At 38.4% G+C, this 25,471-nt stretch carries 22 protein-coding genes and 1 pseudogene; 1 reads left to right on the top strand and 22 read right to left on the bottom strand.

Annotated elements, in window-relative coordinates; translation table 11 throughout:
- Positions 1–158 precede the first annotated feature (158 nt).
- From F0Q01_RS03725 to F0Q01_RS03630, 20 genes are all read right to left on the bottom strand, one after another.
- Positions 159–1,829: a flagellar hook protein FlgE gene (locus F0Q01_RS03725; RefSeq protein WP_090150732.1), complete on the bottom strand. Its 1,671-nt coding sequence runs from the start codon at positions 1,827–1,829 to the stop codon at positions 159–161.
- 86 nt (positions 1,830–1,915) lie between these two features.
- Positions 1,916–2,317, bottom strand: a complete 402-nt coding sequence (locus tag F0Q01_RS03720) for a TIGR02530 family flagellar biosynthesis protein (protein ID WP_090150729.1) — start codon at positions 2,315–2,317, stop codon at positions 1,916–1,918.
- 9 nt (positions 2,318–2,326) lie between these two features.
- Complete coding sequence (locus F0Q01_RS03715; protein WP_090486393.1) at positions 2,327–3,172, bottom strand: flagellar hook assembly protein FlgD; 846 nt, start codon at positions 3,170–3,172, stop codon at positions 2,327–2,329.
- Positions 3,173–3,191: 19 nt separating this feature from the next.
- Positions 3,192–4,643 carry a flagellar hook-length control protein FliK gene (locus F0Q01_RS03710; protein ID WP_090486390.1) on the bottom strand — a complete coding sequence of 484 codons (1,452 nt, stop codon included), beginning with the start codon at positions 4,641–4,643 and terminating at the stop codon, positions 3,192–3,194.
- Positions 4,644–4,696: 53 nt separating this feature from the next.
- Complete coding sequence (locus tag F0Q01_RS03705) at positions 4,697–5,560, bottom strand: MotE family protein (RefSeq protein WP_242941825.1); 864 nt, start codon at positions 5,558–5,560, stop codon at positions 4,697–4,699.
- A gap of 2 nt (positions 5,561–5,562) precedes the next feature.
- Positions 5,563–6,018, bottom strand: a complete 456-nt coding sequence (fliJ, locus tag F0Q01_RS03700) for a flagellar export protein FliJ (RefSeq protein WP_090150719.1) — start codon at positions 6,016–6,018, stop codon at positions 5,563–5,565.
- A 10-nt stretch (positions 6,019–6,028) separates the two neighbouring features.
- Positions 6,029–7,339, bottom strand: a complete 1,311-nt coding sequence (gene fliI, locus F0Q01_RS03695; protein WP_090150717.1) for a flagellar protein export ATPase FliI — start codon at positions 7,337–7,339, stop codon at positions 6,029–6,031.
- A gap of 13 nt (positions 7,340–7,352) precedes the next feature.
- Positions 7,353–8,258 (bottom strand): FliH/SctL family protein, encoded by a 906-nt coding sequence (locus F0Q01_RS03690; RefSeq protein ID WP_090486387.1) that lies wholly within the window; start codon positions 8,256–8,258, stop codon positions 7,353–7,355.
- Positions 8,242–9,249 (bottom strand): flagellar motor switch protein FliG, encoded by a 1,008-nt coding sequence (gene fliG, locus F0Q01_RS03685; RefSeq protein WP_090486383.1) that lies wholly within the window; start codon positions 9,247–9,249, stop codon positions 8,242–8,244. The genes F0Q01_RS03690 and fliG overlap by 17 nt, the downstream gene beginning before the upstream one ends.
- 3 nt (positions 9,250–9,252) lie before the next feature.
- Complete coding sequence (locus F0Q01_RS03680) at positions 9,253–10,863, bottom strand: flagellar M-ring protein FliF C-terminal domain-containing protein (RefSeq protein WP_090486379.1); 1,611 nt, start codon at positions 10,861–10,863, stop codon at positions 9,253–9,255.
- Between the two features lie 38 nt (positions 10,864–10,901).
- Positions 10,902–11,204, bottom strand: a complete 303-nt coding sequence (fliE, locus tag F0Q01_RS03675; RefSeq protein WP_090150705.1) for a flagellar hook-basal body complex protein FliE — start codon at positions 11,202–11,204, stop codon at positions 10,902–10,904.
- A 21-nt stretch (positions 11,205–11,225) separates the two neighbouring features.
- On the bottom strand, positions 11,226–11,681 hold the full coding sequence (gene flgC, locus F0Q01_RS03670) for a flagellar basal body rod protein FlgC (protein ID WP_090150702.1): 456 nt from the start codon (positions 11,679–11,681) through the stop codon (positions 11,226–11,228).
- A 27-nt stretch (positions 11,682–11,708) separates the two neighbouring features.
- Positions 11,709–12,104 carry a flagellar basal body rod protein FlgB gene (gene flgB, locus F0Q01_RS03665; RefSeq protein ID WP_090150699.1) on the bottom strand — a complete coding sequence of 132 codons (396 nt, stop codon included), beginning with the start codon at positions 12,102–12,104 and terminating at the stop codon, positions 11,709–11,711.
- 259 nt (positions 12,105–12,363) lie between these two features.
- A complete protein-coding gene (gene codY, locus F0Q01_RS03660; RefSeq protein ID WP_090150696.1) occupies positions 12,364–13,140 on the bottom strand; it encodes a GTP-sensing pleiotropic transcriptional regulator CodY in 777 nt (258 codons plus the stop codon).
- Positions 13,141–13,314: 174 nt separating this feature from the next.
- Positions 13,315–15,390 (bottom strand): type I DNA topoisomerase, encoded by a 2,076-nt coding sequence (gene topA, locus F0Q01_RS03655; protein WP_090486377.1) that lies wholly within the window; start codon positions 15,388–15,390, stop codon positions 13,315–13,317.
- Between the two features lie 141 nt (positions 15,391–15,531).
- Entirely contained in the window at positions 15,532–16,626 is a 1,095-nt protein-coding gene (gene dprA, locus F0Q01_RS03650; protein ID WP_090486374.1) for a DNA-processing protein DprA, read from the bottom strand.
- Positions 16,623–18,155: a YifB family Mg chelatase-like AAA ATPase gene (locus F0Q01_RS03645; protein ID WP_090486370.1), complete on the bottom strand. Its 1,533-nt coding sequence runs from the start codon at positions 18,153–18,155 to the stop codon at positions 16,623–16,625. The genes dprA and F0Q01_RS03645 overlap by 4 nt, the downstream gene beginning before the upstream one ends.
- 86 nt (positions 18,156–18,241) lie before the next feature.
- On the bottom strand, positions 18,242–19,249 hold the full coding sequence (gene trpS, locus F0Q01_RS03640) for a tryptophan--tRNA ligase (protein ID WP_090486367.1): 1,008 nt from the start codon (positions 19,247–19,249) through the stop codon (positions 18,242–18,244).
- 20 nt (positions 19,250–19,269) lie between these two features.
- Positions 19,270–19,806 (bottom strand): DUF5662 family protein, encoded by a 537-nt coding sequence (locus F0Q01_RS03635; protein WP_090486364.1) that lies wholly within the window; start codon positions 19,804–19,806, stop codon positions 19,270–19,272.
- A gap of 18 nt (positions 19,807–19,824) precedes the next feature.
- Positions 19,825–21,678, bottom strand: coding sequence for an alpha-amylase family glycosyl hydrolase (locus F0Q01_RS03630; RefSeq protein WP_090486361.1), 1,854 nt, complete (start codon positions 21,676–21,678; stop codon positions 19,825–19,827).
- A gap of 131 nt (positions 21,679–21,809) precedes the next feature.
- On the opposite strand from F0Q01_RS03630, the gene F0Q01_RS13840 reads away from it, so the two are divergent.
- The gene (locus F0Q01_RS13840) at positions 21,810–22,118 is read left to right on the top strand and encodes a DUF1292 domain-containing protein (RefSeq protein ID WP_090486358.1); all 309 of its coding nucleotides are present in this window, start codon (positions 21,810–21,812) and stop codon (positions 22,116–22,118) included.
- Positions 22,119–22,177: 59 nt separating this feature from the next.
- Here F0Q01_RS13840 and F0Q01_RS03620 read toward each other — a convergent pair.
- Positions 22,178–23,920: pseudogene (locus tag F0Q01_RS03620) on the bottom strand (ATP-dependent helicase); the annotation flags it as partial.
- A gap of 52 nt (positions 23,921–23,972) precedes the next feature.
- Positions 23,973–25,421, bottom strand: a complete 1,449-nt coding sequence (gene gltX / locus F0Q01_RS03615) for a glutamate--tRNA ligase (protein WP_090486354.1) — start codon at positions 25,419–25,421, stop codon at positions 23,973–23,975.
- Positions 25,422–25,471: the final 50 nt, after the last annotated feature.

Genomic DNA, 25,471 nt, shown 5'->3' with positions numbered 1-25,471 from the left:
CCGTTTTGTGCATAATCCTCACTTTAACCCCTGACAACCATCAGGTCTTAGTATTATTAAGTCCAATTGTAAGGTCTATAAAAATGTACCAAGAACCTGATAGTTTCAGGGGTTTAAGGATTATCAACTACGGGTTTGTTTTAAATATAAATCAGTAATTATCTCTTAAGATTAATCAACTCTTCAAGCATTGTATCTGAAACAGTGATTATACGAGAGTTAGCCTGGAAACCACGCTGTGTGGTAATCATATCTGTAAACTCTCCTGAAAGGTCTACATTGGACATTTCAAGCTGTCCTGTGTTCATTGAAGAACCGTCAGCTGAAACTTCGATACCAATACCATCAAACTCACCAGAGTTAAGTGTTGTCTGATAGCAGTTATCTCCCATTTCTTCAAGACCTGATGCATTAGCGAACTGAGCTACTGCAATCTGTCCCAAAAGAACTGTATTACCATTGCTGTAAGAGCCATAGATCTTACCACTGTTCTGAACAGAAAGACCTGTCATTGTACCAAGCTTTTTACCTTCACCTCTCATTGAAGAGCCATCCTGAACGCCACGGTTTGCAACGCAAGTTGATGTTCCACCGTTGTCGTAATTAAGCATCTTTGAGAAGTCAATATCAATGTTAGATAATGCAGCATCTGCCTTATTTGGTCCAAGTAATGCTGTATTTAACATAAGATTTTTATTACCTGCAACACCTGCATAATTCAAGAAACCTTCGCTTGTATCAAAGCTAAGCTCATAACCAATTGTCTGAGTTGTAATATTTAAAATATTTGTTGAAGTCTGGCCTGCAGGAATTGTAATTGAAACGCCAGTAACAGTCTTGTCGTTTGGAATACCGCAAACTGCTGATAAAGTAAGTGTATCTGCTGGGTCTGCTGTATTAACAAAAGTCTGTGTTGCATTATTGTAGTTATATGTATTACCTGTTGATGAATCAGTCATAGTGATTTCATTCAAACCACCAAGAGTAAATGAATAAGTATTTGCTACTGCTTCATAAGCACTTGTTGTCTGAACATTTTCACCGAAAATATCTTGTAAATTACCGCCATCTCTGAGGTAATTAGCGAGAATGTCATTATTCTCTGAATCATATATAGCTGAAAGTTCAACAGTAAACATACCGTTGTATTCACCAGGAATCTCATCAGGAATTCGCTTAATAGCAAATTTAGCTGTGTATGAGTATCCTAAATTATCATAGAAGGTGAAAGAACGAATATAGCCGTTACTTGAGCTAAACTGGCTATCGTTTTTATCAATAACGCCACTAAAGTTAGCATTTGTAGTAGCCTCAGGTGCAGATGTAAGATTCTCAGGTCTCATAACTCTAAGAGGAGTTACTGTATCTTTGATTACATTTGCAGGATCCTGTGGATCAACCTGCCAACCCATAACAAGATAACCTGTTGTAGTCATTGCAAGGTTACCATTTCCATCAATGTAGAAAGAACCAGCTCTTGTAAACAGGTTTTCTGAACCGTTATTAACGATAAAGAAATTTGTTGAGTTTGAATCAGTAAGTCTGATATCAAGTGCATCGCCAGTAGACTGTGCAGCACCTGCTGATGTAATGGAGATTTTTGTTGCTCCATTAGTAACACCAAGACCTATCTGCTTTGCATTTGTACCACCACGATTAGCTGTGGCGCCAGATGCCTGTGAAGTTGTCTGATACATAATATCAGAAAAAGTTGTTGAAGATGATTTGAACGCAACTGTATTAACGTTCGAGATGTTATTACCAATAACATCCATCTTTGTCTGGTGAGTCTTAAGACCAGCTACACCAGAGAAAAGTGATCTCATCATAATGAATGACCTCCGTGGATATAGCATCTTCAGTACTGTACTGCCGTATCTGTCAGTCAACGGCAATTAGCTTCCATAAGGTCCAGCTAAACTATTACAGCACCGTCAATATTTGTAAAAATGTTCTCATCTGATTCTGTTTGATCCATAGCTGTTACTACGGTCTGATTTGGTACATTAACAATAAATGCTAAAGTATCAACAAGTACAAGCGAATCAGTAATTCCTTTTGCCGAAGCCTTTTGCACACCTTCTTCAAGTCTAAGAGACTGCTCTTCTGAAAGCTTAATATTTCTGTCATCTAAACGCTGTGATGCGTGCTTAGAAAACTTAAGCTCAGAGCCAGCTTCCATCTTTTGCTTAAAGATTTCTTCAAAAGATGCACCATTTAAAGTGCCCTGTGGCTTTGACGCTGAGGTTGGGTTCAGGTAAGTACCTGCAACTTGTTCAATGGAGGTAAAGTTTGGATTAATTTTTATATTACTCATATTTTCCTCCTACCCCTCGTCTACTCCTACAACTGGAGATGTCTCAGTAGATTCAGGTTCTTCTGTAGTCTCTGAATTCACTGTAGTCTGTGATGTTGCTGCAGCACCTGTATTTTCTGCAGTTTCTGTGGAAGTATTCACTTCCTCTGTCTTTGGTGTAGTACGCTTATTTACTTCCTCTTCAGCTTCCTGTTTAGTTTTCTTCAATTCTGCAATCTTATCAACCAATGACTGTACATATTCTGTAACATCTTTTCCAAGGAAGCCTTTTGTATATGCATCCAGAGAATTAATCATTGTTGCAACCTTCACTACATCTTCTTCATCACCAAGTGTAAGAAGATCCTTGGTAGGAAGCTTTGATATATCAGCGAGAATTGTATCAGCAACAAGCACTGCGTTGTAATAAGTCTCGTCCATAATGGACTTAATCTTCTCAACAGGATATTCCTTGTTGTTAACTGAAGCTAATAATTGGCCATCATCGTCAGTTCTTACATAATCAACTCTGCCGTGAATTTCAACATTGTCATCATCTATAAGAGCTACCATCTTACCTACCATGCTGTTACCCTGGATATTTTTCATATCAGCCTGAACTGCTTGGATGGCTTCGATTTGAGTAAATGATGCAAGCTGAGCTACGTACTGACTATTATCTGTTGGCTCAAGCGGATCCTGGTACTGCATTTCTGCCACCAGAAGCTTCATAAACATCTCTTCTGTGTATCCGCCGTCTTTTGTTTCAGCGGTTTTAGAAGTGGAAATGTTAGTATTAGCTTTTGTAGCATCTTGAGAAGCTGCGGTTTTTTTATAAGCACCGTTAACTACACTTCCAATAAGTGGTTCTGCCATTAATCTCCTCCTTATAATTTTATGCTTGGAAATCTAATGTATTTCCATTATCCTTCATCATCTGAGCAATCAACATATCCTCTTCAGACATGATACCTGAAAGTTCATCTAATGAATTGAGGTTAATTCGGCTATTTCTCTTTGAAGACTGTTTGCTCATCTGTTCCTCTCGTCTGCTTTCATCTCTTGCATTCTGCTCAAGATTTCTTTCAAACTCATGGGCTCCAACTGAAACTTCGATTGAAGTAACTTTTGTTGAATTTTGGTTGAGCTCTGTTCTAAGAGTTGCCATTTGATTTTCAAGAGCTTGCTTAACTGCATCATTTTCAGTGAAAATTTTAGCTGTAATCACATCACCCTTTTGAGTGACTTCCATGAAGATTTTACCAAGTCCTTCAGGATTAAGTGTCATCTCCATTGTAGTTGATTCTGCATCTGTTAAAACTTTCGCCTGCTCTACAAGTTGATTAACAATACTCTCTGCTCTGACAGTTTCGCCAGTAGGTAGTGTAACTACTTCCTGTTCAACTGAATATTCAATAGCAGCTTCTTGCTGTCCAACTACCATGTTCTCATGTACTACAGGAGCTTCATGAGTCACCTTTGGATTATCGTTTGCAGTCTTAGCATTTTTTGAAAAATCAAATTCTTGTTTTGAAGAATTATTGTTGTCGTCTACCTGAGGTTTCATCTCAACAGGATTATTTATATCCGTCTGGATAGTCTGCTGAGGCTTAACGCTTTCACCCTCCATAGGTTTGATTTGTTCTGTCAGAACAACCTGTGGCTCCACTGGATTTAAGTTTTGATTATCATCTAAAACCTCTTCCAGCTTACTAGGATTTTCTGTAGGTAAATCGACTTTAACAAGTTCTTCGTTGATTTCAAGATTCTCTGACTTAAGTTCAGGAAGTACAATCTCCTTAACTTCTTCAAAGGATATCTTCAAATCGTCAAGTAGCTGATTCGTAAGTGTCGACACATTGTCCAAGATATTTTTAAAGCTATCGTTCATCAAAAGTGCAACTGAATCTGTTTCACCAGTAATCTCTGTCACTAGCTGAGCTAAACTTTGTGGATTGAATAAATCCAAGATTGTAAGCCCTAGTGTTTCCATAGCCTTTTCAAGTTCTTCATCTGTGATGTCTAATTCATCTTTGATGACATCCTTGATTTCTTCAGCAACTGCTTCAACTTTCTCTACAACTTGTGAAGAGTCAGCTGTCTGACCATTTTCTGGTCTATCAGCAACCGATTTAGCAATGGCTCCAGATTCAAAAGGCTTATTATCTAGTGTGTTTTTTGTAGGTTTAGCCTGTTTGATATCAACTGGATTTCCAGAACCAGCAACGTTCTTAAGAGTATCTTCGAATAAGCCTTTATCCTTTGACACTGTCATCTTGTCATTAACAGCTGACATGTCAATCTGACTTACTTGAATCAGCAAGTTAGAAACATTGCTACTTGTCATGCTTTCCTCCTTTCACCTATTCTATTTTCAAGCTTCAATATAAGACCATGGAGCTATGGTTCCATCATCTTAGTGATGATTGCTGCATTTTCCGCGTTCATTGCAGCTAGGATATCTGCTCTCGTACTAGCGTCCATTCCCTGTAAAATCTCACATACTAAGTCAAAATCATCTGTCATAGTATCAAATATGGCAGCTGCGTTCTTTGGCTTCATACTTGAGTAGGCCTTGATATAGTCCTGGATTTCCGCGTCTTTTTGCAACTGAGAAACCACCTGTTTGTATATCGCTTCGGCATTTTCAGGCTCAATAGACTCATAGTAAGTCTTATATTCATTTATATCGGGTGCATTGTCCGAAAAAACAACCTCTTCGTAAAATTTTTCTTTAGTTTCTTCAAAAGATGCTTCGTTAGCCTTGTACTCTGCTAATTCAGCAGCTGCAGCTTCCAATTCAGCAATATAATCACTGTTAGCATTTCCTGAGGCCTTGAGCTCTTCAATTTCAACTTCAAGTTCCTTGATTCTATCAACTGCTTCCTCAACAGTTGTGTACTGAGCATAAGCATCCTCTTCCTGAGGAATATATTCCTCAATACCAGGTAAAATACGATTAACATAAGGCACATCTTTGAGCACAGGAAATAGGACGGTTGAACCAAATCCGCCCACGTCCATCTTTACCAAAAAGCCAAAGATTACAAGCCAAATTAAAATAATAAGGAGCACAACAACTCCCATTATAAGACGACCACCGATGCCAAGAGACTCGTCGTCATCTTCATATTCTTCGCCATTTTTCTTGGCTTCTTTTTTAGCTTTTTTAGCAGCCTTTTTCGCTTCCTTTGCCGCCTTTTTAGCAGCTTTTGGATCTACTTCAGTTCCTTCATTTTCCTGCATCTCTGTTACGTCTGCCATAACTAATCATCCTCACTTGAATTGTTAAAGTAAGTGTAACTAACAAGCTCGTCAGTTATCTTACTTTCTTCCCTATCGATTTCATCTAAAAATTCTTCAAATGCATGCTCTCTCAGTTTTTCATGCATTTTTCGCTCCATCATAACTGCGTTCAGCTTTCTTCTAGCATTCTCCATGGCTTTTTGAGCCTTAGATACCTCAATAAGCTGACTTCTAAGAGCAACCTTCATAGCTGCAATAGCCGATTTACAAGATCTGATTTCTTTGATATCAATATCGCCAATAGAAATATCCTTTAAGTGTTTTTCATATCCCGCCTGACGAACCATAATATCTCTAAGTTTTTGCTGTTCCTCGTTGTATCGGGCTACAGCAAGGCCAAAATTGGCCTTCTCTTGCTCTTCTAGCTTTTGCTTTAAATCAAGTATATTTTGCATTCTGTAGACAAATTTTGCCATAAATCATCCCTCACTCTTGAAAGATTGCAGCCATCATCTCCAAAATCTCGTCATACTCGAATTTATCTGCTGTACTCTGTAAAAGAAAATCATTAACAGCGTCAATCTTTTGAATCGCATAATCAATAGCCTTATTAGAGCCATTCTTATATGCACCAATATTAATCAAATCCTCAGCCTCTTGATATGTTGCAAGAACATTCTTAAGCTTTCCAGCAATAGATTTATGTTCCGGAGTGGCAACAGCTGACATAACTCTGGAAATAGACTGCAATACATCTATAGCAGGATAATGATTCTTCTGGGCTAATTTTCTGTTCAAAACAATATGTCCATCTAAAATAGAACGAGCTGTATCAGTGATTGGCTCGTTGAAGTCATCACCGTCTACTAGGACTGTGTAAAGTCCTGTAATAGACCCTACAGCAGCATTACCTGCTCTCTCCAAAAGACGAGGCATTTCAGAATAAACTGATGGTGGATATCCTCTTGTAACAGGAGGCTCACCAGAAGCAAGTCCTATCTCTCGTTGAGCCATCGAAAAACGGGTAAGTGAGTCCATCATCAAAAGAACATCCTTGCCCTGATCTCTAAAATACTCGGCAATAGCTGTCGCTGTAAGAGCAGCCTTTTTTCTGATAAGAGCTGGCTTATCAGAAGTAGCGCATACAACAACAGAACGGGCCATACCTTCTGGACCCAAATCATTTTCAACGAATTCTCTAACTTCTCGTCCACGCTCTCCAATAAGAGCTATAACATTTATCTGAGCCTTGGTGTTACGGGCAAACATACCCATAAGAGTAGATTTACCTACACCTGAGCCGGCAAAAATTCCAATTCTCTGTCCCTTTCCAACTGTAATAAGACCATCAACAGCCTTAACTCCTAGAGAAAGAGGCTCCTTGATAATAACTCGAGCCATAGGATCTGGAGGATCAGCCTCCGCAGGATATTCTGGCAATTCTTCAAACTCAGTAAGGTCATCAATATCAGATGGCATACCAAGTCCATCAACCAAATGTCCAAGTAACTGGTCCCCTACAGGGATTCCCAGAGGATGTCCTGTGTTTTCTACCATGCAACCAACGCCAATACCTTCAACGTTCTCATAAGGCATCAAAAGCAGACGTTTGTCTTTAAATCCAACAACCTCTGCTTTAATACGCTGATCTGAGCCTTCAACAATAATCTCGCACAAATCACGTAGCTTGGCTTCAGGTCCAACTGATTCAATTGTAAGTCCAACAACTTTTACAACCTTGCCGAGAGATTTAAAATAGTCCTTCTCAGTAAGCTGCATTAATAAACCCTGGTCCATTCTCCTCCTAACGCTATCCTCTATATGCTAGCGCTTTTATCTCTCTAATCAGATTATCAAGTTCGGTATCAATACTGCAGTCGAAAATTCCTCCGTCTGTCTCGATAATACACTGACTGTCATTTAAAAGAGGATCCGCAATAACATCAAGTCCTACTTCGGCGCCTATTTTACCCTGAATTTCCTCTTTTTTCCCTTTAATAAACTCTGCATTCGCATCGCTAACTTTTATCTGCATCTGACCAGTGCGCTCAATTTTCATAATGCAGTGGTCTAGCAAATGATATATAACATCCTTTCTACCAGATAACTCTGCAGAAAAGACATGTTCAAAAACTGGAATACACATTTCAACTATGTCATGTTCCATTGTAAGCTGACGATCCATGAAATCATTTGAAATCTGCTGGATTTCAGCATCCATGTTGCGCTTTGCATCTTGAAGCTCAAGAGCTGCTCTTTGAGTGCCCTCGTTGTAGCCTTCCTTCTCGCCATCCTGGCGGGCAAGATTCTTCATGGCATCAGCATTGAGCTGCGCAGCATTAATAATCTCATCAGCCTGAGCATGGGCATCTGCGATAATTCTCTCTGCCTCAGCATTGGCATCTGCCAAAATCTGCTCTGTTTCAATTGAGCTTTCAGGCTCCTCCTTCTGCATAATAGAATCAGCTAGGCCAAGGAATTCATCTGGATCCATTCCTTCTGGAACCTCCTCGCCAGCCTCTCTCATAGCTGCAAGACGTCGCTCACGTTCTTCCTCTAAAAGCTTAGCCTTGTAGGCTTTTTCCTGCTTTAAGATAAGTTCTCTTGCTAAATCATTAGAATCAATTACAAGTTCATCGTTGTTTCCTTCTTCGTCCACCTCATTAGGAGCAACCAAGAAACCATAGATGACATTGTTACTAGACAATGAGCTCATCTCCGCCTCCTCTAGAAATAACAATTTCCGCAGAATCCTCAAGCTTTCTGATAATACCAACTATCTTCTGCTGAGCCTCTTCTACGTCCTTCATACGAACAGGTCCCATGAATTCCATGTCTTCCTTAATCATAGCTGCAAGTCGAGTAGAAAGATTCTTAAAGATAGCTGCCTGAACCTCTTCATTTGCTCCCTTAAGTGCAACTCCAAGATCTGAGTTATCAACATCTCTAAGCACACGCTGAATAGCACGATCGTCCAAAAGAAGGATATCCTCGAATACGAACATCTTCTTTCTGATTTCTTCTGCAAGCTCTGGCTCTTCGATTTCCAAAGATTCCATGATACGCTTCTCTGTACCACGATCAACTGTATTAAGAATATTAACTACCGCATCAACGCCGCCGGCGATAGTGTAATCCTGATTGATAAGTGAAGAAAGTTTCCTCTCAAGAACTCGCTCAACTTCCTTGATGACCTCTGGGCTAGTTCTATCCATAAGTGCAATACGCTTTGCTACATCAGCCTGCTTTTCTGGAGGCAACGCACCAATAATAAGGGATGCCTGACCAGCTGAAAGATAAGACAAAATCATAGCAATAGTCTGTGGATGCTCTTCCTGAATGAAGTTCAACACCTGAGAAGGCTCTGTCTTTCGAATAAATTCGAATGGTCGAACCTGAAGTGAAGCAGTAAGCTTTGTAATAACATCCTGTGCGCGGTCGTCGCCAAGAGCCTTTTCCAAAAGTTCCTTTGCGTAACCGATACCACCTTCTGCAATGTACTGCTGAGCTAAACATACCTGATAAAATTCTTCGATAACTTCTTCCTTAAGAGCTGGAGAAATACTTCTGGTATTAGCAATCTCAAGGGTAAGTTCCTCTATTTCCTCTTCCTTGAGATGCTTGAAAATCTGCGAAGACTTCTCTGGTCCTAAGGCTATTAGAAGTATTGCGGCTTTTTGAACGCCATTAAGTTCTTCTGCTGCCATACATTATCCCCAATCCTCGTTTAACCAATTTCGTAAAAGCTGAGCTACAGCCTCAGGCTTTTCGTCAACAAACTTTTCGATTAGAATGCGGGCTTCGGATTTCTCCGTGTAGCCAATATCCTCAAGCTCCTCCTCCTCTTCTTGAGTAGAAGCAATAAGATCATCAATTGTAAGCTCCTGCTCCACAGGCTCTTCTTCCTCTGTACGAAGACTGCGGAACACGACAAATCCAAGCATTGCAAAGATAAGCAACGCCAAAACAATCTGTAAAATATCTGTAAGTCCAAGTCCAGAACCCTCTGAATACTGGAACATCGGAATCTCGTAAGAAACAACCTTAACACTAGTAGTAGGGAAGCCAGTAGCTCTAGCTACAACTTCAACAATATCATCTGAAACTTCAAGCTGAACAGGCTCTGAATTAGCCTTTACAAACTCATCAAATGTCTGTCCAAGCTCATCCAAAGTACCATCTGCTTCCATCTTATCCTGATTGTAAATAGCAAATGTCTTACATGTAACAGAAATAGAAGAATCCTCAAGAACCTGCTTTCCTATCTCGTCCTTATGAGTGGTAATAAGCTCATCTGGAAGATAGTCTTTCTCACCTTCTTCTGTTGTAGTAGAAGTCACATTGCCATTTTCCATGACGTATGTAGTGTCATCGTCATTGGTGTCTGTGCCAGGCACACCGCCAGAGCCTCCAGTAGACTCAGAGTTAGACCATGATTCACTATCAAGATAGCCCTCTGTTCTGCCCTCATCTACGGAATAGTCGTAGTTAACCCAGCTGTTCTCGTCAAAGTTCATAGATAGGTTAACGCCAACTGTTATGTTGTCGTATAGATTGGTTCCATCAAGGACATTCTCAACTCGCTCAGCAATCTCTTTTCTTGCTCTATCTCTCACGTCCTGATTAGCAGATGCATTGCCAGCTGCCGAGTTAGCATCGCCACCAGCAAACAGCACATTACCATCTCTATCCATAATCATGATATTCTCAGTATCATCATTGCCTAGGTTGACAGACATATATTTTGCAATACCAGCCGCTGTATTTGAAGTCATAGGGTTAGAAAGTCCTACAACAACTGTAGCGTAGCCAGGCTCCGCATGAGAAATAAGAGTTCCATCCTCATCTGGAATATTAAGAGTGACATCCGCATCAGTAACCATACTGAGGCTAGTGATAGTATCCTCAAACTTACTCTCAAGATAGAGCTTGTATTTCTTTTGTTTATCAGCTTCTGTAGTAGAAAAGCTGCCATCTACTGCATCATTAATAGAATATCCTGAACTAGGAATGGAATTGGAACCTAAAAGAATATTGGCATCAGCCTCGTCTTTTTCATTAATGAAGAATGTGAATCCATCCTGACTTGTCTCATAAGGAATGTCATTCTCTGTAAGAAGTTCCTTAACAGCATTAGCCTGTACACCATCTTCACAATCTATAAGCTTGACCATTGTAGGTCTAGTGATAATCACAGCCAAAATAATAAAAGACACAATAACAACAGCAGATATAGATATAATCAAAACCTGCTGCCTTCTTGTGAACTTTCTCCACCACTCTAATATTCTATTGAGAAGAGCTTGAATTTGTTCCGGCATGTTATTCCCCCTGAAAAAATTTTAAAACAAGAATAAAATTACACCTGCATCTGCATAATCTGTTGATATGCCTCAAGTACCTTGTCGCGCACTGCCACAGTATACTGAAGAGCAATATTAGCTTTCTGCTCTGCAATCATTAAATCGTGGGTGTTATCAGTCTCGCCAAGAGCAAAGGCCACCTGTTCCCTATTAGCCGTCTTAATTGCAGAATTAGTATCATCAAGTAAAGCCATAACCGAATCTAGCATACTCTGAAAGCCCTTATCTGCATCAATTTTTGTCTCTGCTGATGTAACAGGTGTAGCACCATATAAGCCCTGTATAGAATTAACGTCCATTTATACTCCTTGAATAATAAATTAAACCTGCCCAATAGATATGCCAGTAGTTGCCATTGACTTAATAGCCTGAAAAGCTGTAGTGTTAGCCTCATATGAACGGCTGGCATCGATAAGATTTGTCATCTCAGTAACTGTATTAACATTAGGATATGAAACATAGCCATTTTCATCGGCATCCGGATGAGAAGGATCATATTCCATAATAAAATCATTCTCCATATCCTCTGAAACTTTTGTAGCCTTAACACCGTTGCCATTATAGGCAGCTGTGCTGTCCTTCAAAATATGTCTAAATGAAGGCACACCAGACTTGAGCTGCTTTTCCTCGAAAGTAACTATTTTACGTCTATAAGGACCACCATTTTCTGTTCTAGTGGTACTAACATTAGCGATATTCTCCGCTATAATATCCATTCTAAAGCGCTGTGCTGTCATACCAGACGCAGCTATATCAAAAGGTTGAAATAATCCCATATAAATACCTCCTATAAAATATAATAACTATCTCAAAACTGACTTAAATCTAGAAAATTCGTTTTGAATGCTGGTATTAATGGCATTGTAACGAATCTGCTCTGAAGCCAATTCAACATTTTCGGTATCCATATCAACATTATTGCCGTCTAATCGATAGGAAAAATTCTCATAATCAGTATATTCAATGCCGTCCACATGATTGCCATCATTATCAAGGACATCTACAGCCCTATCCAATGTACGCTCATGAGTGCCGATAAGCTCACGTCTTAATACGCTCTCAAACTCTATATCCTGACGCTTGTAGCCAGGTGTATCGTTATTAGCAATATTATTCATAATAAGTGTTTCACGCTGCCAGCTGGCATCAGCTGCACCGTCCAACAAATTAATATATCCAAAGGCATCTGAACTAATCATACAACAATCCTCCTAGACTAATTTTATTATAAATTATCTGTCAGAAAACACAAGAAGTTTTTACATCATATAGTATAATTTAAAATAAGCTCACACAAGAAATTGTGTCATAAGCAGTTATATTATGTAACAATTTATAATCTCTTTTATAATACGAAAAACATGTGAAAAAGTAATGAATTATACTGTATACAAAAAAGGACCTACAAACGTAAGTCCTTTTATAACACACAATCCTTAATATTAAGTTCTATAAAGATTATTTATTCTTCTTAATTTCCTCAAGTTCATCGAATACAACATCATTTAATACCTTGATGTAAGTACCCTTCATACCTGATGAACGAGACTCAATAACACCTGCAGACTCAAACTTGCGAAGTGCATTAACGATAACTGATCTTGTAATACCTACTCTATCAGCAATCTTTGATGCAACAAGTACGCCCTCATTGCCATCAAGCTCATCAAAGATATGAATAATAGCCTCAAGCTCTGAGTAAGAAAGTGTTGAAATAGCACTCTTTACTACCTGAAGCTTTCTGTTCTCCTCAGCAGACTCCTCATTAACTGAACGCATCATCTCAAGACCAACTACTGTTGTGCCATACTCTGTAAGAATGATGTCATCAATATCATACTGCTTATCAAATCTATAAACAAAAAGTGTACCAAGACGCTCGCCAGCAATATCGATAGGAGCAATAATTGCTGAATACATGTCAATATCGCCCTTCTCGAAACCTAATGTCTTAAGATTAACATTTTCCTTTGTAGAAAGAATTGAAAGTAATCTCTCATTGAGAAGTGGATCGATAAAACCACCTACTTCATCAACGATAAGCTCACCAATTTCTGTAGTATTTGGAAGATGAGAAAGACCTAAAACCTTTCCCTTCTTAGAAATAACAAGAACTGAAGAGTCCAAAATCTCAGTTAAAACTGAACAAATATCATTGAATACAACCTTTGAAGAATTGTTGTTATGAAGAAGCTTTCCGATCTTTCTTGTCTTATCTAATAACTGTACGCTCATGAAAATAATTTCCTCCTAAATCTAATACGAATGTATCAAACTCCTCATACACAGCGTTCCCCTGTACCACTCTTAGAGTGAATTTGTACAAATTATAGCACCGACTTGTATGAATTGCAATAAAATTCAGACTATTCTTTTTGTTGTGTACATTTCCAACATTTTTGAATTATCTTATTCTTTATTTACACTTTGAACAAATCGACATTCATCATTTGCGCAAACTAATTTATTCCCCTTTTCAACCATATATGTGCCGCACTTTGGACACTTCTCAACAGTTGGTTTAGACCAGCTGATGAAATCACATTCTGGATGATTAGCACAACCGTAAAACTTGCGTCCTTTTTGGGACTTACGAATAACAACATCGCCTCCACATTTAGGACAAGGTACACCCACCTTCTCAAGGAATGGCTTAGTGTTTCTGCACTCTGGGAATCCAGGACATGCCAAGAACTTACCATGAGGTCCAAACTTAATTACCATGTTACGTCCGCATTCTTCGCAGATAACATCAGTAACCTCATCATGAATCTCAATCTTAGCCAACTCGTCCTCAGCAACTTTGACAGCCTTCTCAAGGTCAGGATAGAAATTTCTAACAACAGATTTCCATTCAACTGTGCCCTCTTCAACTCCATCCAAAAGTAACTCAAGATTTGCTGTAAATTTATCATCAACAATTATAGGGAATGAATCCTCCATAATAGAATTGACTACTTCACCAAGTTCTGTAACAAAGAGGTTCTTTGCCTCTTTTGTAATATAGTGACGTTTGATAAGTGTTGTAATTGTAGGTGAATATGTACTTGGTCTACCGATTCCAAGCTCCTCCAAAGTCTTTACCAGTGATGCCTCAGTAAAATGAGGAAGTGGCTGAGTAAAGTGCTGTTTTTCATCAAAACTATTGAAAGAAAGCTTGCTATCCTCAGTAAGCTTTGAAAGTGGATGAGTCTTAGCATCCTCTTCATCGTCTGCTGATACATATATCATCATAAAGCCATCGAACTTTATAGCAGATTCAGCTGCTGTAAACACCTGATCCTTAGCCTGTACATTAAGAGAAATTGTATCGTATACAGCATTTGCCATCTGGCTAGCCACAAAGCGCTTCCATACAAGCTGATATAGTCTGTACTGGTCTCTTGTAAGGCTGTCCTTAATCTCGGAAGGAACAAGCTCAATATTAGCTGGTCTAATTGCCTCGTGAGCATCCTGAACCTTGCCAGAGTTCTTCTTAGAACTAGCTATAGGTGCTGAAAGGTAATTATCACCATAATTTGAAGTAATAAAGCTCTCAGCCGCTGCTCTGGCTTCATCAGAAACACGAGTAGAATCTGTACGAAGGTAAGTGATAAGACCGATTGTACCGTGGCCTTTAACTGAAACACCTTCATAAAGCTGCTGAGCAACACTCATAGTCTTTTGAATTGAGAAATTCAAAGCCTTTGATGCTTCCTGTTGCATTGTAGATGTAGTAAAAGGAAGTGGTGCCTTCTTCTCTCTTGTACCTCTCTTAATAGAAGCAATTGAGAATTCAGCCCCCTTAAGCTCCTCCATTATCTTATCAAGTGAAGCTTTGTCTGATATATCTTTTTTGCCAGTCTTGTCACCATAATACTTGGCAACAATTGGCTTTTTAGACCCTTCTGTATCAAGAAGAACATCCAGTGTGTAGTATTCCTGTGGAATAAACTGCTCGATTTCCTTTTCTCTATCACAGATAATTCTGAGGGCTACCGACTGAACACGTCCAGCGGAAAGTCCTCTTTTGACCTTTGCCCAAAGAAGTGGCGAAATCTTATATCCAACCATTCTATCAAGCATACGTCTTGCCTGCTGTGCATCAACTAAATCCATATCGATTTCTCTAGGATTCTTAAGAGAATTTTTAACAGCAGTCTTTGTAATTTCATTAAAGGTAATACGATATACCTTTTTATCTTGAAGATTGAGAGCGTGAGTAAGATGCCATGAAATAGCTTCTCCCTCACGGTCGGGATCAGTTGCAAGATAAATCTTATCTGCCTTCTTCACTTCCTTACGAAGTGCCGCAAGCAATTCTCCCTTTCCTCTGATAGTTATATATTTAGGTTCAAAATCATTTTCTGGATCGAAGCCGAGCTGGCTCTTTGGCATATCCCTGACATGTCCCTGCGAAGCCATAACTTCATAATTGCTTCCCAAAAACTTCTTGATTGTATGCACCTTTGCTGGAGACTCTACTATAACAAGATTTTTTGCCATTTATATTATGCTCCTTAAATTAATAATCATTTATCAGCGCTTGAATAGACACTGAATTTTAGAATCGGTATTCAATATACAACATAAATTTTCTATTTTCAAGGTGAATTTTATTTGATGAGGTAACAATTTATCGAAATTTTAACTGAATTTCACATAATTATTCTTAAATACTTCTTCAATAAGGCCTTGTTTTTCTAGAGAATAAACAACTGACAGTAAATTCAAATAATCAATATTTGTCTGTTCCATAATTGTAGAAAGACTCTTTGGATAATAGTCAAAAAGAGACAATATCTTCTTTTCTTCCCTTGAAATATTAGGCCTTTGATTGACAACTGTCCTCTTCTGATTTACCTTACCGTACCTTTCTAAAATCTCATTTATAAAAGCGTCTACGTTGTATATGATACCTGCTCCTTGAGATATCAGCCTATTACAGCCCTCACTAAGGCTATCCCCAATTCTTCCAGGGACAACATAGATATCCTTGCCCTGATCTAAAGCTAAATCTGCAGTTATAAGTGAGCCAGATTTTTCTCTAGCCTCAATAACAATTACAATGTCTGATAAAGCAGATACTATCCTATTTCTTCTTGGAAAGTTCTGTGCTATAGGCGATGAACCCATTTGATATTCCGACATTACTGCACCGTTTTGCACTATTTCTTCATATATTAAATGGTTCTCTGGCGGATAAATAACATCACATCCACATCCAAGCACTGCCACTGTCTTTCCAGATGCCTCTATAGCCCCTCTATGAGAATGAGTATCAATTCCTCTTGCCATACCACTTATAATTGTAAATCCCTCTTTTGCCAGCCGATTTCCCAGTTCAAAGGCCAACTTTTTACCGTAGGCACTACATCGTCTTGCCCCAACAATTGCAATACAATGGTTGAAAGAAGGCAAATTGCCATTATAAAAAAGCCCGTAGGGGTTATCATATATATTGGCAAGCTTTTGAGGATAGCTAGGGTCTTCTGTTGTTATAAATGAAAATGGGGATTGGCAAAATCTTTCATATGCTTTATCCACCTGGTACAAACTTCTATTTTTTATAAATAATTCTGCTTCAGTTTCAGTAAACAGCATGGATGAAACTAACTCATTTTTAGAGGCGGTGTAAATATTAAAGGAATTATAGAAATACTCAATCAGCTTTTGTTTCTTGCCATAGCTGATATCTTCATTTTGTAAAAACCAGTATTGGAAGGCTAATTCATTACTCAAATAGTCACCTCCCAAAACTTCTTATCAAGACCTCTATACACTAGCGATTCTCGCAGATGAGCTATTCTAATATCATCATCCCCATCCATGTCTGCAATAGTCCTGGCAACCCTAAGAACCTTGTGATAGGTTCTAGCAGTAAGAGCGTATTTCTCGTACATCTCTTCCATAAATTCTGCTTCTTCATGGCCAAGGTTACAAAATTTATTAATTAGGCTGTTTGGTATTTGACTATTAAATTTAAAGCTATAGTCCTTATATCTTTCCTGTTGAATCTGCTGACACCTCATAACTCGCTCTCTGATATCATTTGAGCTTTCATTTTTTCCTCTGCTTGTTATTTGAGAAAAATTGAGAGTAGGCGCTTCGGCACAGATATCTATTCTATCTAAAAGTGGCTGAGATATTTTAGACATATAACGCTGAATAGAAAGCCTCGAACAGTGGCACTTATTTAAATCTGGATAATAACCGCAAGAGCAAGGGTTCATGGCTGCAACAAGAACAAAATCAGCTGGATAGGTAAAGCTTCCAGCAGTTCTTGATATGGTAACCTCCTTATCCTCCATAGGCTGACGCAAAATCTCGATTGTGCTCTTTGCAAATTCCGTAAGCTCATCAAGGAATAATATCCCCTTATGTGCGAGAGAAATCTCACCTGGCTTAGGATATTGCCCTCCGCCTACGAGCCCCTGTGCAGAAATTGTATGATGAGGACTTCTAAAAGGCCTATTTTTTATCAAACCTTTTCTCTCATCAAACTTTCCGGATACAGAATAAATCTTAGATATCTCCATCTGCTCTTCTATATCCATGGCCGGCAAAATAGATGGAATACATTTTGCCATCATGGATTTCCCTGCTCCCGGTGGACCTACCATCAGAATATTGTGCATTCCAGAAATAGCCACCTCACAAGCTCGCCTTAATGCTTGTTGCCCATTAATCATTTCAAAATCATATTCCGTCTCAATAGGAAAGTCTCCATTAACCGATGGAATTTCTTCCATCTGAAATAATCCCTCGTTTAATATTTCAATTACTTCTGATAGCTTTGAAACTCCAATGGTGGTTATCCCTGAAATAAGCCTAGCCTCCAGTAGATTAGCCTTTGGAACAATGACAATTTCAAAATCATTTTTCTTTGCAGCGGTAACCATAGAGAGCACGCCGTTTACAGGCTGTATTTTGCCATCTAGGGATATTTCTCCCAGCATGCATATCTTATCCATCTTTTCGCAATTAATGATTCCTATGGCCGAAAGAATGGCTACAGCAATAGGTAAATCAAATCCTGCTCCTGTCTTTTTGATGCTGGCTGGTGATAAATTAATGGTGATTCTTTTGACTGGCAAAGTATAACCCTCATTTTTAAGAGCCGCTCTAACTCGCTCCTTTGCCTCCTTTACCTCTGAAGAAAGGTATCCTACCATCTCAAAAATAGGCATACCTTCAGATATATCTGCCTCCACAGATATAAGCTTTGAATCGATACCGAAAACGGTAGCGGTATTAACTATGCTATACAATTAATCTCCTTGGGATAAAAATTGAATGTATATAGAAAAAAGACAAGAGCATATTATCATACTCTTGTCTTTTGTGTAAATACTAATTATCTAATTCTTTCAACAAGCCCAAGTTTCTTATGAACCTTACGAAGGGTCTTGTTAGCAAAATAAGCAGCTTTTTCAGAATTCTCCTTTATGCACTCATTGATGAATGTCTTATCCTTTTCAAGCTCCGCACATCTTGCGTGGAAAGGATCTAGCATATCTGCAACAGCTTCACCAACTGCAAGCTTGAAATCACCGTAGCCCTTGCCTTCAAACTCTCTTGCAACCTGATCCATAGTCTTATCTGTTACAACGCCGTAAATTTCCATGAGATTTGAAACCCCTGGCTTATTTTCTACATCATAGCGAACCTCTGCCTCTGAATCAGTAACAGCCTTTTTAAACTTACGAATAATTGTATCTCTGTCATCAATAAGATAAATTGTAGCATTAACATTTTCATCTGATTTAGACATCTTTTTAGTAGGCTCTGCAAGTGACATAATACGAGCTCCAGCCTTAGGGAAGAATCCCTCAGGAATTGTAAATACATCACCATAAATATTGTTAACACGCTCTGCTACATCGCGGCAAATCTCAAGATGCTGCTTCTGGTCTGCACCAATTGGCACCAAATCAGCCTGATAAAGCAAAATATCAGCAGCCATAAGAGCTGGATATGTAAAAAGACCTGCGTTAATATTGTCTGCATGTTTAGCAGATTTATCCTTGAACTGAGTCATACGATTAAGCTCACCCATGTAGGTAAAGCAATCTAAAATCCAACCAAGCTCTGCATGAGCAGAAACATGGGACTGGAAATAAATGCAGTTTTTCTTAGGATCAAGTCCTGCAGCCACATACTGAGTGTAGATACGTCTAGCATTTTGCTTGAACTCTGTAGGATTCTGACGAACTGTAAGTGAATGTAAATCCATTACTCCAAAGAAGCAATCATAATCCTCATGAAGGTTAACCCAGTTTTTTAATGCTCCTATATAGTTACCAAGTGTAAGCTTGCCAGTGGCCTGCATACCTGAATATAATACTTTTCTTTCCTTTTCCATTACTATTAATCTCCTAAAACCTATCTTTTATTATGTAAAATCTCTTTGCGAATATATAAACTTGTAGCCTTCTCGCCATGCTCAGCCAAATAAGAAAGCATATCTCTAAGAAGGGCTGCTGACTCAGGATGCATAAGCTCCTTGCTCCGTCCCTTATCAAAATATTCTAGTGCTGAACTATCAGAATATGCATCCTTGTGATATATCTTGCATGCTGCAACTCTATCACAATACATTTCAACTACATATTTAACTGGCATCTTAGCTCCAGCTAATAATTTCTGTCGTGTTGGATCATAATCAACCCAATATTCTAAATGATGCTTATTTCTGCCCTTATGATGTAACCAAGCATAGGATACGCCCCTATCCTGCCTTTCGGCATCATTAGGACTCCTATCGCCCTGATAATATTTAGCTCCAACAGAAAACTCTGTCCAAGAATATTTGGACAAATCATGCAAAAGTCCCTGTCTATATAAACCGACACCAAAACATAATTTCATCACCTGATGTCTGTGACGCGTTATCGTCAAAAAATGTTGTAAAGCCTTCAAAACAACAAACTCCTATTTCTATTTCTTTTCTACCTTAAGTCCCACAAGCACACTTATTGAATTGCCAGGAACAGAAAGTGATTGCTGATTATTAATAGGCTTTGGCTTAAAATCGCTCTTGTCATCATATTCAGCTGTATTAAAACACAAACGCCATCGCTTGCCTGGCGACAACAAAGGAAGTGCCATATCCACTGAATCATAGTGGAAATTATAACAAACAAATACTTCCTCTTTTTCCTTAGCGTATGCGCCATTATATAAAACACCAAGAGCCTTTTGCTCCTCGCCGATAGTCATCATCCAAGGCTCAGAGCCATGAAATGACATATCAGGAAGACCCAGGTGCTTATAATCATTCATTAGAAATGGTGTCTCACCTCTAATACACTTATGATTCTTTCTAAACTCAATAAGCTGTGATACAAAGTTTGAAAGAGTATTTTTGTTTTTATTTTTAGCAAATACTGTATAACCCATTTTGTTATCTTGACAGTATGGATTATTGTTGCCTAAGTGTGTAGCTGCTGTCTCATCTGCAGCAACAAAAAGCGGCACACTCTGAGAAAGGAAAAGCGCTGTAAACGCATTTCTCATCTCACGATATCTGTTAGCGTTAATAGTCTTGTTAGTAGTCTTACCCTCTACTCCGTAATTAAATGAGTAGTTGGTATTAGTACCGTCACGATTTTCCTCTCCATTATCTAAGTTATGCTTTTCACCATAAGAGTAAGAGTCCCAAAGGGAAAAACCGTTAACATTGGCCATATAATTAACAAATCCATAGGCCTGATTTTGGCGTCTCATATGGTTAGCAAACTGAACCATGCTGCCATTCATATGATTCTGAATCTGACGTGTAACATTCATAAATGAATCGTTGTAAATAAATAAGTGCTTTTTGCCATGTTCCTTGCAAAGAATCTCTTCTGGAATATACTCATAAAATATCTTAGTCTCTGCAAGATAAGGCTCTGATGCAATACGCTGGATAGGCGCCGTGCATCCAACAATATGAAATCCATCCACATGGAAATATTTGACATAGTAATTGAGACAATCAATGATATAGTCATCTGACACTTCCAGGGCAAATGACATCTCCATAATCACCTCTAGTCCCTTAGAATGCATGGTAGAAATCATGTTACGAAGACCTGCCACTGCATTACTCTCTCCACCAAAATAGGAAGCCTTAGGAGCAAAATAATTAGCCATACCAAAGCCCCAGTAATTAGTCTTACCAGTATACTCTGGTGTAGGAACCATCTCGCCTCTTTTTGAAATAATAACCTTGTTTTCAATAAATAACTCTTCAAAATCATAAACAGGCATTATCTCAACACTTGTAATGCCAAGCTTTGTCAGGTAGTTAAGCTTAGATAGTAGGCCCTTGTAATTGCCAATTTTAGTATCCGACATACCGAAACCAGCAGTAAATCCTCTCATATGAAGCTTGTACAAAACCATATCAGAAGATGCAATATCAACTTCATCATCCTTCCAAGGTTTTTCTATATGGGAAATGCCAGAATAAACGGCGAATTTAGACTTTTTCCTGTTATCTACATCACCCCAAATATCACGTCCTACAACAGATGTAGCATAACTATCAACATATGTCCTCTTATCTTCCTTAAGAAGGTAACAAATCTCATCAGGATTAATACCAGAAATTTCTGCAGAATAAACTCTACCCACAGAGTATTCTCTGGATAAATCTACCTCAAAAAGCTGTTTTTTACTCTTTTTATCGAAGAGAATAATCCCAACAGTTTTGGCTGATGGCTCAACAGAAAAAGTAAAGATAACTGAGTCTTTACCGCTAACTCGTGGCCCGTATTCACCAAAATCTCCCTTGTTTACCTTCATTTCAGTCCCCACTTCCAAAAATAAGTGTATTTATATATATAAAATCTCTAAAATACTAGACATAAAACCTAATGAATTATATCATAAGGGCATGTCTTAAACAAATAATATATTAATTGAAGGAGTATAAAATGGACGAAAATCAAGTTTTTCCTGTTGATAATGAAGATGACGATGTAGTCGTTACTCTTAATTTAGATGATGGTTCTGAGGTTACTTGTGAGATTATAACTATTTTTGATATAGGTGACCAGGACTACATCGTGCTTATTCCTCTTGATGAAAAGGGTGAGCCTAATGAAGAAGGCGAAGTATATATCTACAGATATTTCGAGGACGAAACAGGTGCTCCATCTCTCGAAAACATCCTTTCAGATGAAGAATACGAGGCTGTATCCAAGAGATTTGATGAAATCTTAGAAGAGGAAGTAGATGAATAATCTATAGTCATTTCACTTAAGAATCGGGACTTTTCCCGATTCTTTTTGTTTGTATATGTAATAAAAAGTGATGTTTTTGTGCGGGTTACACCTACATAAAATAGCCGTCTCTCACCTTCTATCGCCTCATCAGTATCTGCTCTGTTATTAGGAATAACTCCTTCATTAGCGCCTAAAATAAAGACTGTATCAAACTCTAGGCCTTTGCTTGAATGCAAGGTATATAGCCCCACCTTTCCTGATTTATCCACCTGCTTATTCTTGTTCTCATAATCAACCTTATATCTAAGAACGTTTAGTTTATCTATGGCTTGTTTTATATTTTTACAATCCTTCACTATTTCCAATAGAAAAGCCAATACATCTGTATACTCATCAAATGATGTACCACACCTGATAGCCTCTTCCTTTAAAAAACTGTCATAGCCCATTACATTTCTAATATAATTAATTGCAGCATAAGGAGACATTCTAGAAATCAACAGAATATCTGAATTAAGAGCCAGTGCTCTTTGATAAGCACTGTAATTGTCCTTATAAAAATATAATATATCCTCTACTCTGCTTCCTTTTTCTACAGAAGCTCTATGCAAAAAACGATTAGGTCTATTTATGATCCTGAGAAGCCTTGACCTTGTAGAATTACCAATAGCTATCTGGAAATAAGCTTCAATATCCTCAATTATAAAATGGGAATAAAAATTAGTAGTAGCCTCTTTTAGATAAATCGGAACCCCTTCTGTCATAAGTCGATTAATGAGATATTTTGCATCACTATGGTTTCTGTAAAGAACTGCTATCTCATCAAGTGGTATCCCCTGTGCTATTCGTGATTTAATCATCCCATAAATGTAGTCAGCTTCTCCCACTTCATCTACAGTTTCTGCTATATTGACAGTCCCCTCTTTATTTGTAGGTATAATATCCTTTTTAAAGCGAATACTATTTTTATCTATCAAAGCAAGAGCAGCCTTTACCACATTAGATGGATTCCTATAATTGTAATTTAGTATAATTCTCTTACAGTTATCATAATTATTTATAAAATCAGTCATTATTTTAGGATTGGCTCCACGAAACCCATAGATAGACTGGTCATCATCTCCTACACAAAAAATATTATTGGTTTTACCAGAAAGCATTTTAATGAGATCAAATTGCAGATTGTTCATATCCTGCATTTCATCCACGAGAAAATATGAATACCTATTTTGCCATTTATCTAAAACGCTAGGTCTATTAATAAATAGCTCATATGCAATACTTAACATGTCATCAAAGTCCACAACCCTATACTTCTGTTTAAGCTTTTTAAAATTAGAATAGACTTTAAAAAAATCCTCCCGATCTATGGCCTCAGGTATAAAAGAAAAACTATTCTCACCCTTATTCCTATATGTAGTCACATCATTGGATATAGAATTAACCACTGATAAATCAGTAGCATCAAGCCCTACCATTCTGATAGCCTCAATCAATATCTGCATCCTTGCAGAGCCCATGACTATATCCTTGCTTTTATAGCCCAATTCTCTTTGTAAAATCCCCCAAAATAAAGAATGGAACGTCCCAAAGGTCACCTGATTATTTCCAGATAACCTGTTGAAACGTTCCTTCATTTCAATGGCCGCAGCCTTAGTAAACGTAATAACTAAGATTTCTCTGCCAGGGATTCCAGAATTAATCAGTTCATTAATACGATGGGTAATAACTGCAGTCTTACCACTGCCGGGTCCTGCCACAACTAAGCAGGGTCCCTCCTTATGACTAATCGCCATAATCTGCGAGTCGTTAAAGTTCATAATCCTCCTAACTCGCCTATATGTATTCTGGGTTCCCCAACCCTATATTTAATTAAGATAATTTTTCAATTGCCGCCTTGATACGCTTGATAGACTCTTCTTTGCCAAGAATCTCCATAAGCTCTGTAGCTCCGCCTGGTGTCATCTGCTTACCAGATACTGCTGTACGAACTGGCCAGAGTACGTATCCATTTTTATATTCATGCTCTGTAGCAAATCCTGAAAGAAGTGCATATAAAGCATCATTAGAGTAATCATCCTGTGCCTCAAGAACTGGTAAAAGTTCCTTTAATACTGCAAGTGATGACTCCTCGTTTGTCTTCATCTTTTTGTGAGTATACATTGAGCTGTCATACTCTGGTACTGCATCAAAGAAATCAACATGATCCTTGATATCAGGGAAAATCTCAATACGAGTCTGAACCATCTTTGCAATCTTTTTAAGATCATAGTCACCCTTAATGTACTCCTTAAGGTATGGCTCTGCCATCTGGTAGAACTTGTCAAAGTCCATAGCCTTCATGTACTCGCCATTCATCCACTTAAGCTTTGTGATATCAAATACTGCAGGTGACTTTGAAATACGGTGATAATCAAACTCTTTAATAAGCTCATCTAAAGAGAAAATCTCATTGTCATTTTCTGGAGACCAACCAAGAAGAGCAACAAAGTTAACAACAGCCTCTGTTAAAAATCCCTGCTCAATCAAATCCTCGTATGAAGAATGTCCTGAACGCTTAGAAAGCTTCTGGTGCTCCTCATTTGTAATAAGTGGGCAGTGAATGTACTTAGGTACTTCCCAGCCAAATGCCTCATAAAGTCGATTGTATTTTGGTGAAGAAGAAATATACTCATTACCACGAACAACATGAGTAATTCCCATAAGGTGATCATCTACTACGTTGGCAAAATTGTATGTAGGATATCCATCAGACTTGATTAGAATCATATCATCAAGCTCTGAATTATCAACTGTAATCTCTCCATAAAGCTCATCTACAAATGTAGTAGTGCCAGTACGTGGATTGTTCTGTCTGATAACATAAGGCTTACCAGCTGCAAGGTTAGCCTCCACCTCTTCCTTTGAAAGGTTGAGACAATGCTTATCGTAAATATGAATCTCCTTGTCGCCTATAATCTGCTTACACTCTGCGAGACGCTCATCATCACAGAAGCAATAATAAGCCTCACCTTTCTCGATAAGCTTTTTAGCATACTCAAGATAAATGCCCTGAGCCTGACGCTCCGACTGAACATAAGGGCCAACACCCTTGTCCTTGTCTGGACCCTCGTCATGAATAAGGCCAGTAGCAGCAAGTGTTCTATAGATAATCTCCACAGCACCCTCTACCTGTCTCTCCTGGTCTGTATCCTCTATTCTAAGAAGGAAATCTCCTCCCTCATGCTTTGCAACTAAAAAAGCATAAAGAGCTGTACGAAGATTACCTACATGCATACGACCTGTTGGTGATGGTGCAAAACGTGTTCTTACTTTACTCATTTATATTTCCTCTCATAAATTATATTGTATACAAGAATTAGGACTGCTAT

The sequence above is a fragment of the Pseudobutyrivibrio xylanivorans genome, from assembly GCF_010906925.1.
In the GTDB taxonomy this organism is placed as follows: Bacteria; Bacillota; Clostridia; order Lachnospirales; family Lachnospiraceae; genus Pseudobutyrivibrio.
This window is presented reverse-complemented; position numbering and strand designations above follow the sequence as displayed.

Coding starts and splice junctions, on each gene's coding strand:
- F0Q01_RS03725 (WP_090150732.1), bottom strand. CDS start 1,829: ATGATGAGATCACTTTTCTCTGGTGTAGCTGGTCTTAAGACTCACCAG.
- F0Q01_RS03720 (WP_090150729.1), bottom strand. CDS start 2,317: ATGAGTAATATAAAAATTAATCCAAACTTTACCTCCATTGAACAAGTT.
- F0Q01_RS03715 (WP_090486393.1), bottom strand. CDS start 3,172: ATGGCAGAACCACTTATTGGAAGTGTAGTTAACGGTGCTTATAAAAAA.
- F0Q01_RS03710 (WP_090486390.1), bottom strand. CDS start 4,643: ATGACAAGTAGCAATGTTTCTAACTTGCTGATTCAAGTAAGTCAGATT.
- F0Q01_RS03705 (WP_242941825.1), bottom strand. CDS start 5,560: ATGGCAGACGTAACAGAGATGCAGGAAAATGAAGGAACTGAAGTAGAT.
- fliJ (WP_090150719.1), bottom strand. CDS start 6,018: ATGGCAAAATTTGTCTACAGAATGCAAAATATACTTGATTTAAAGCAA.
- fliI (WP_090150717.1), bottom strand. CDS start 7,339: ATGGACCAGGGTTTATTAATGCAGCTTACTGAGAAGGACTATTTTAAA.
- F0Q01_RS03690 (WP_090486387.1), bottom strand. CDS start 8,258: ATGAGCTCATTGTCTAGTAACAATGTCATCTATGGTTTCTTGGTTGCT.
- fliG (WP_090486383.1), bottom strand. CDS start 9,249: ATGGCAGCAGAAGAACTTAATGGCGTTCAAAAAGCCGCAATACTTCTA.
- F0Q01_RS03680 (WP_090486379.1), bottom strand. CDS start 10,863: ATGCCGGAACAAATTCAAGCTCTTCTCAATAGAATATTAGAGTGGTGG.
- fliE (WP_090150705.1), bottom strand. CDS start 11,204: ATGGACGTTAATTCTATACAGGGCTTATATGGTGCTACACCTGTTACA.
- flgC (WP_090150702.1), bottom strand. CDS start 11,681: ATGGGATTATTTCAACCTTTTGATATAGCTGCGTCTGGTATGACAGCA.
- flgB (WP_090150699.1), bottom strand. CDS start 12,104: ATGATTAGTTCAGATGCCTTTGGATATATTAATTTGTTGGACGGTGCA.
- codY (WP_090150696.1), bottom strand. CDS start 13,140: ATGAGCGTACAGTTATTAGATAAGACAAGAAAGATCGGAAAGCTTCTT.
- topA (WP_090486377.1), bottom strand. CDS start 15,390: ATGGCAAAAAATCTTGTTATAGTAGAGTCTCCAGCAAAGGTGCATACA.
- trpS (WP_090486367.1), bottom strand. CDS start 19,249: ATGGAAAAGGAAAGAAAAGTATTATATTCAGGTATGCAGGCCACTGGC.
- F0Q01_RS03630 (WP_090486361.1), bottom strand. CDS start 21,678: ATGAAGGTAAACAAGGGAGATTTTGGTGAATACGGGCCACGAGTTAGC.
- F0Q01_RS13840 (WP_090486358.1), top strand. CDS start 21,810: ATGGACGAAAATCAAGTTTTTCCTGTTGATAATGAAGATGACGATGTA.
- gltX (WP_090486354.1), bottom strand. CDS start 25,421: ATGAGTAAAGTAAGAACACGTTTTGCACCATCACCAACAGGTCGTATG.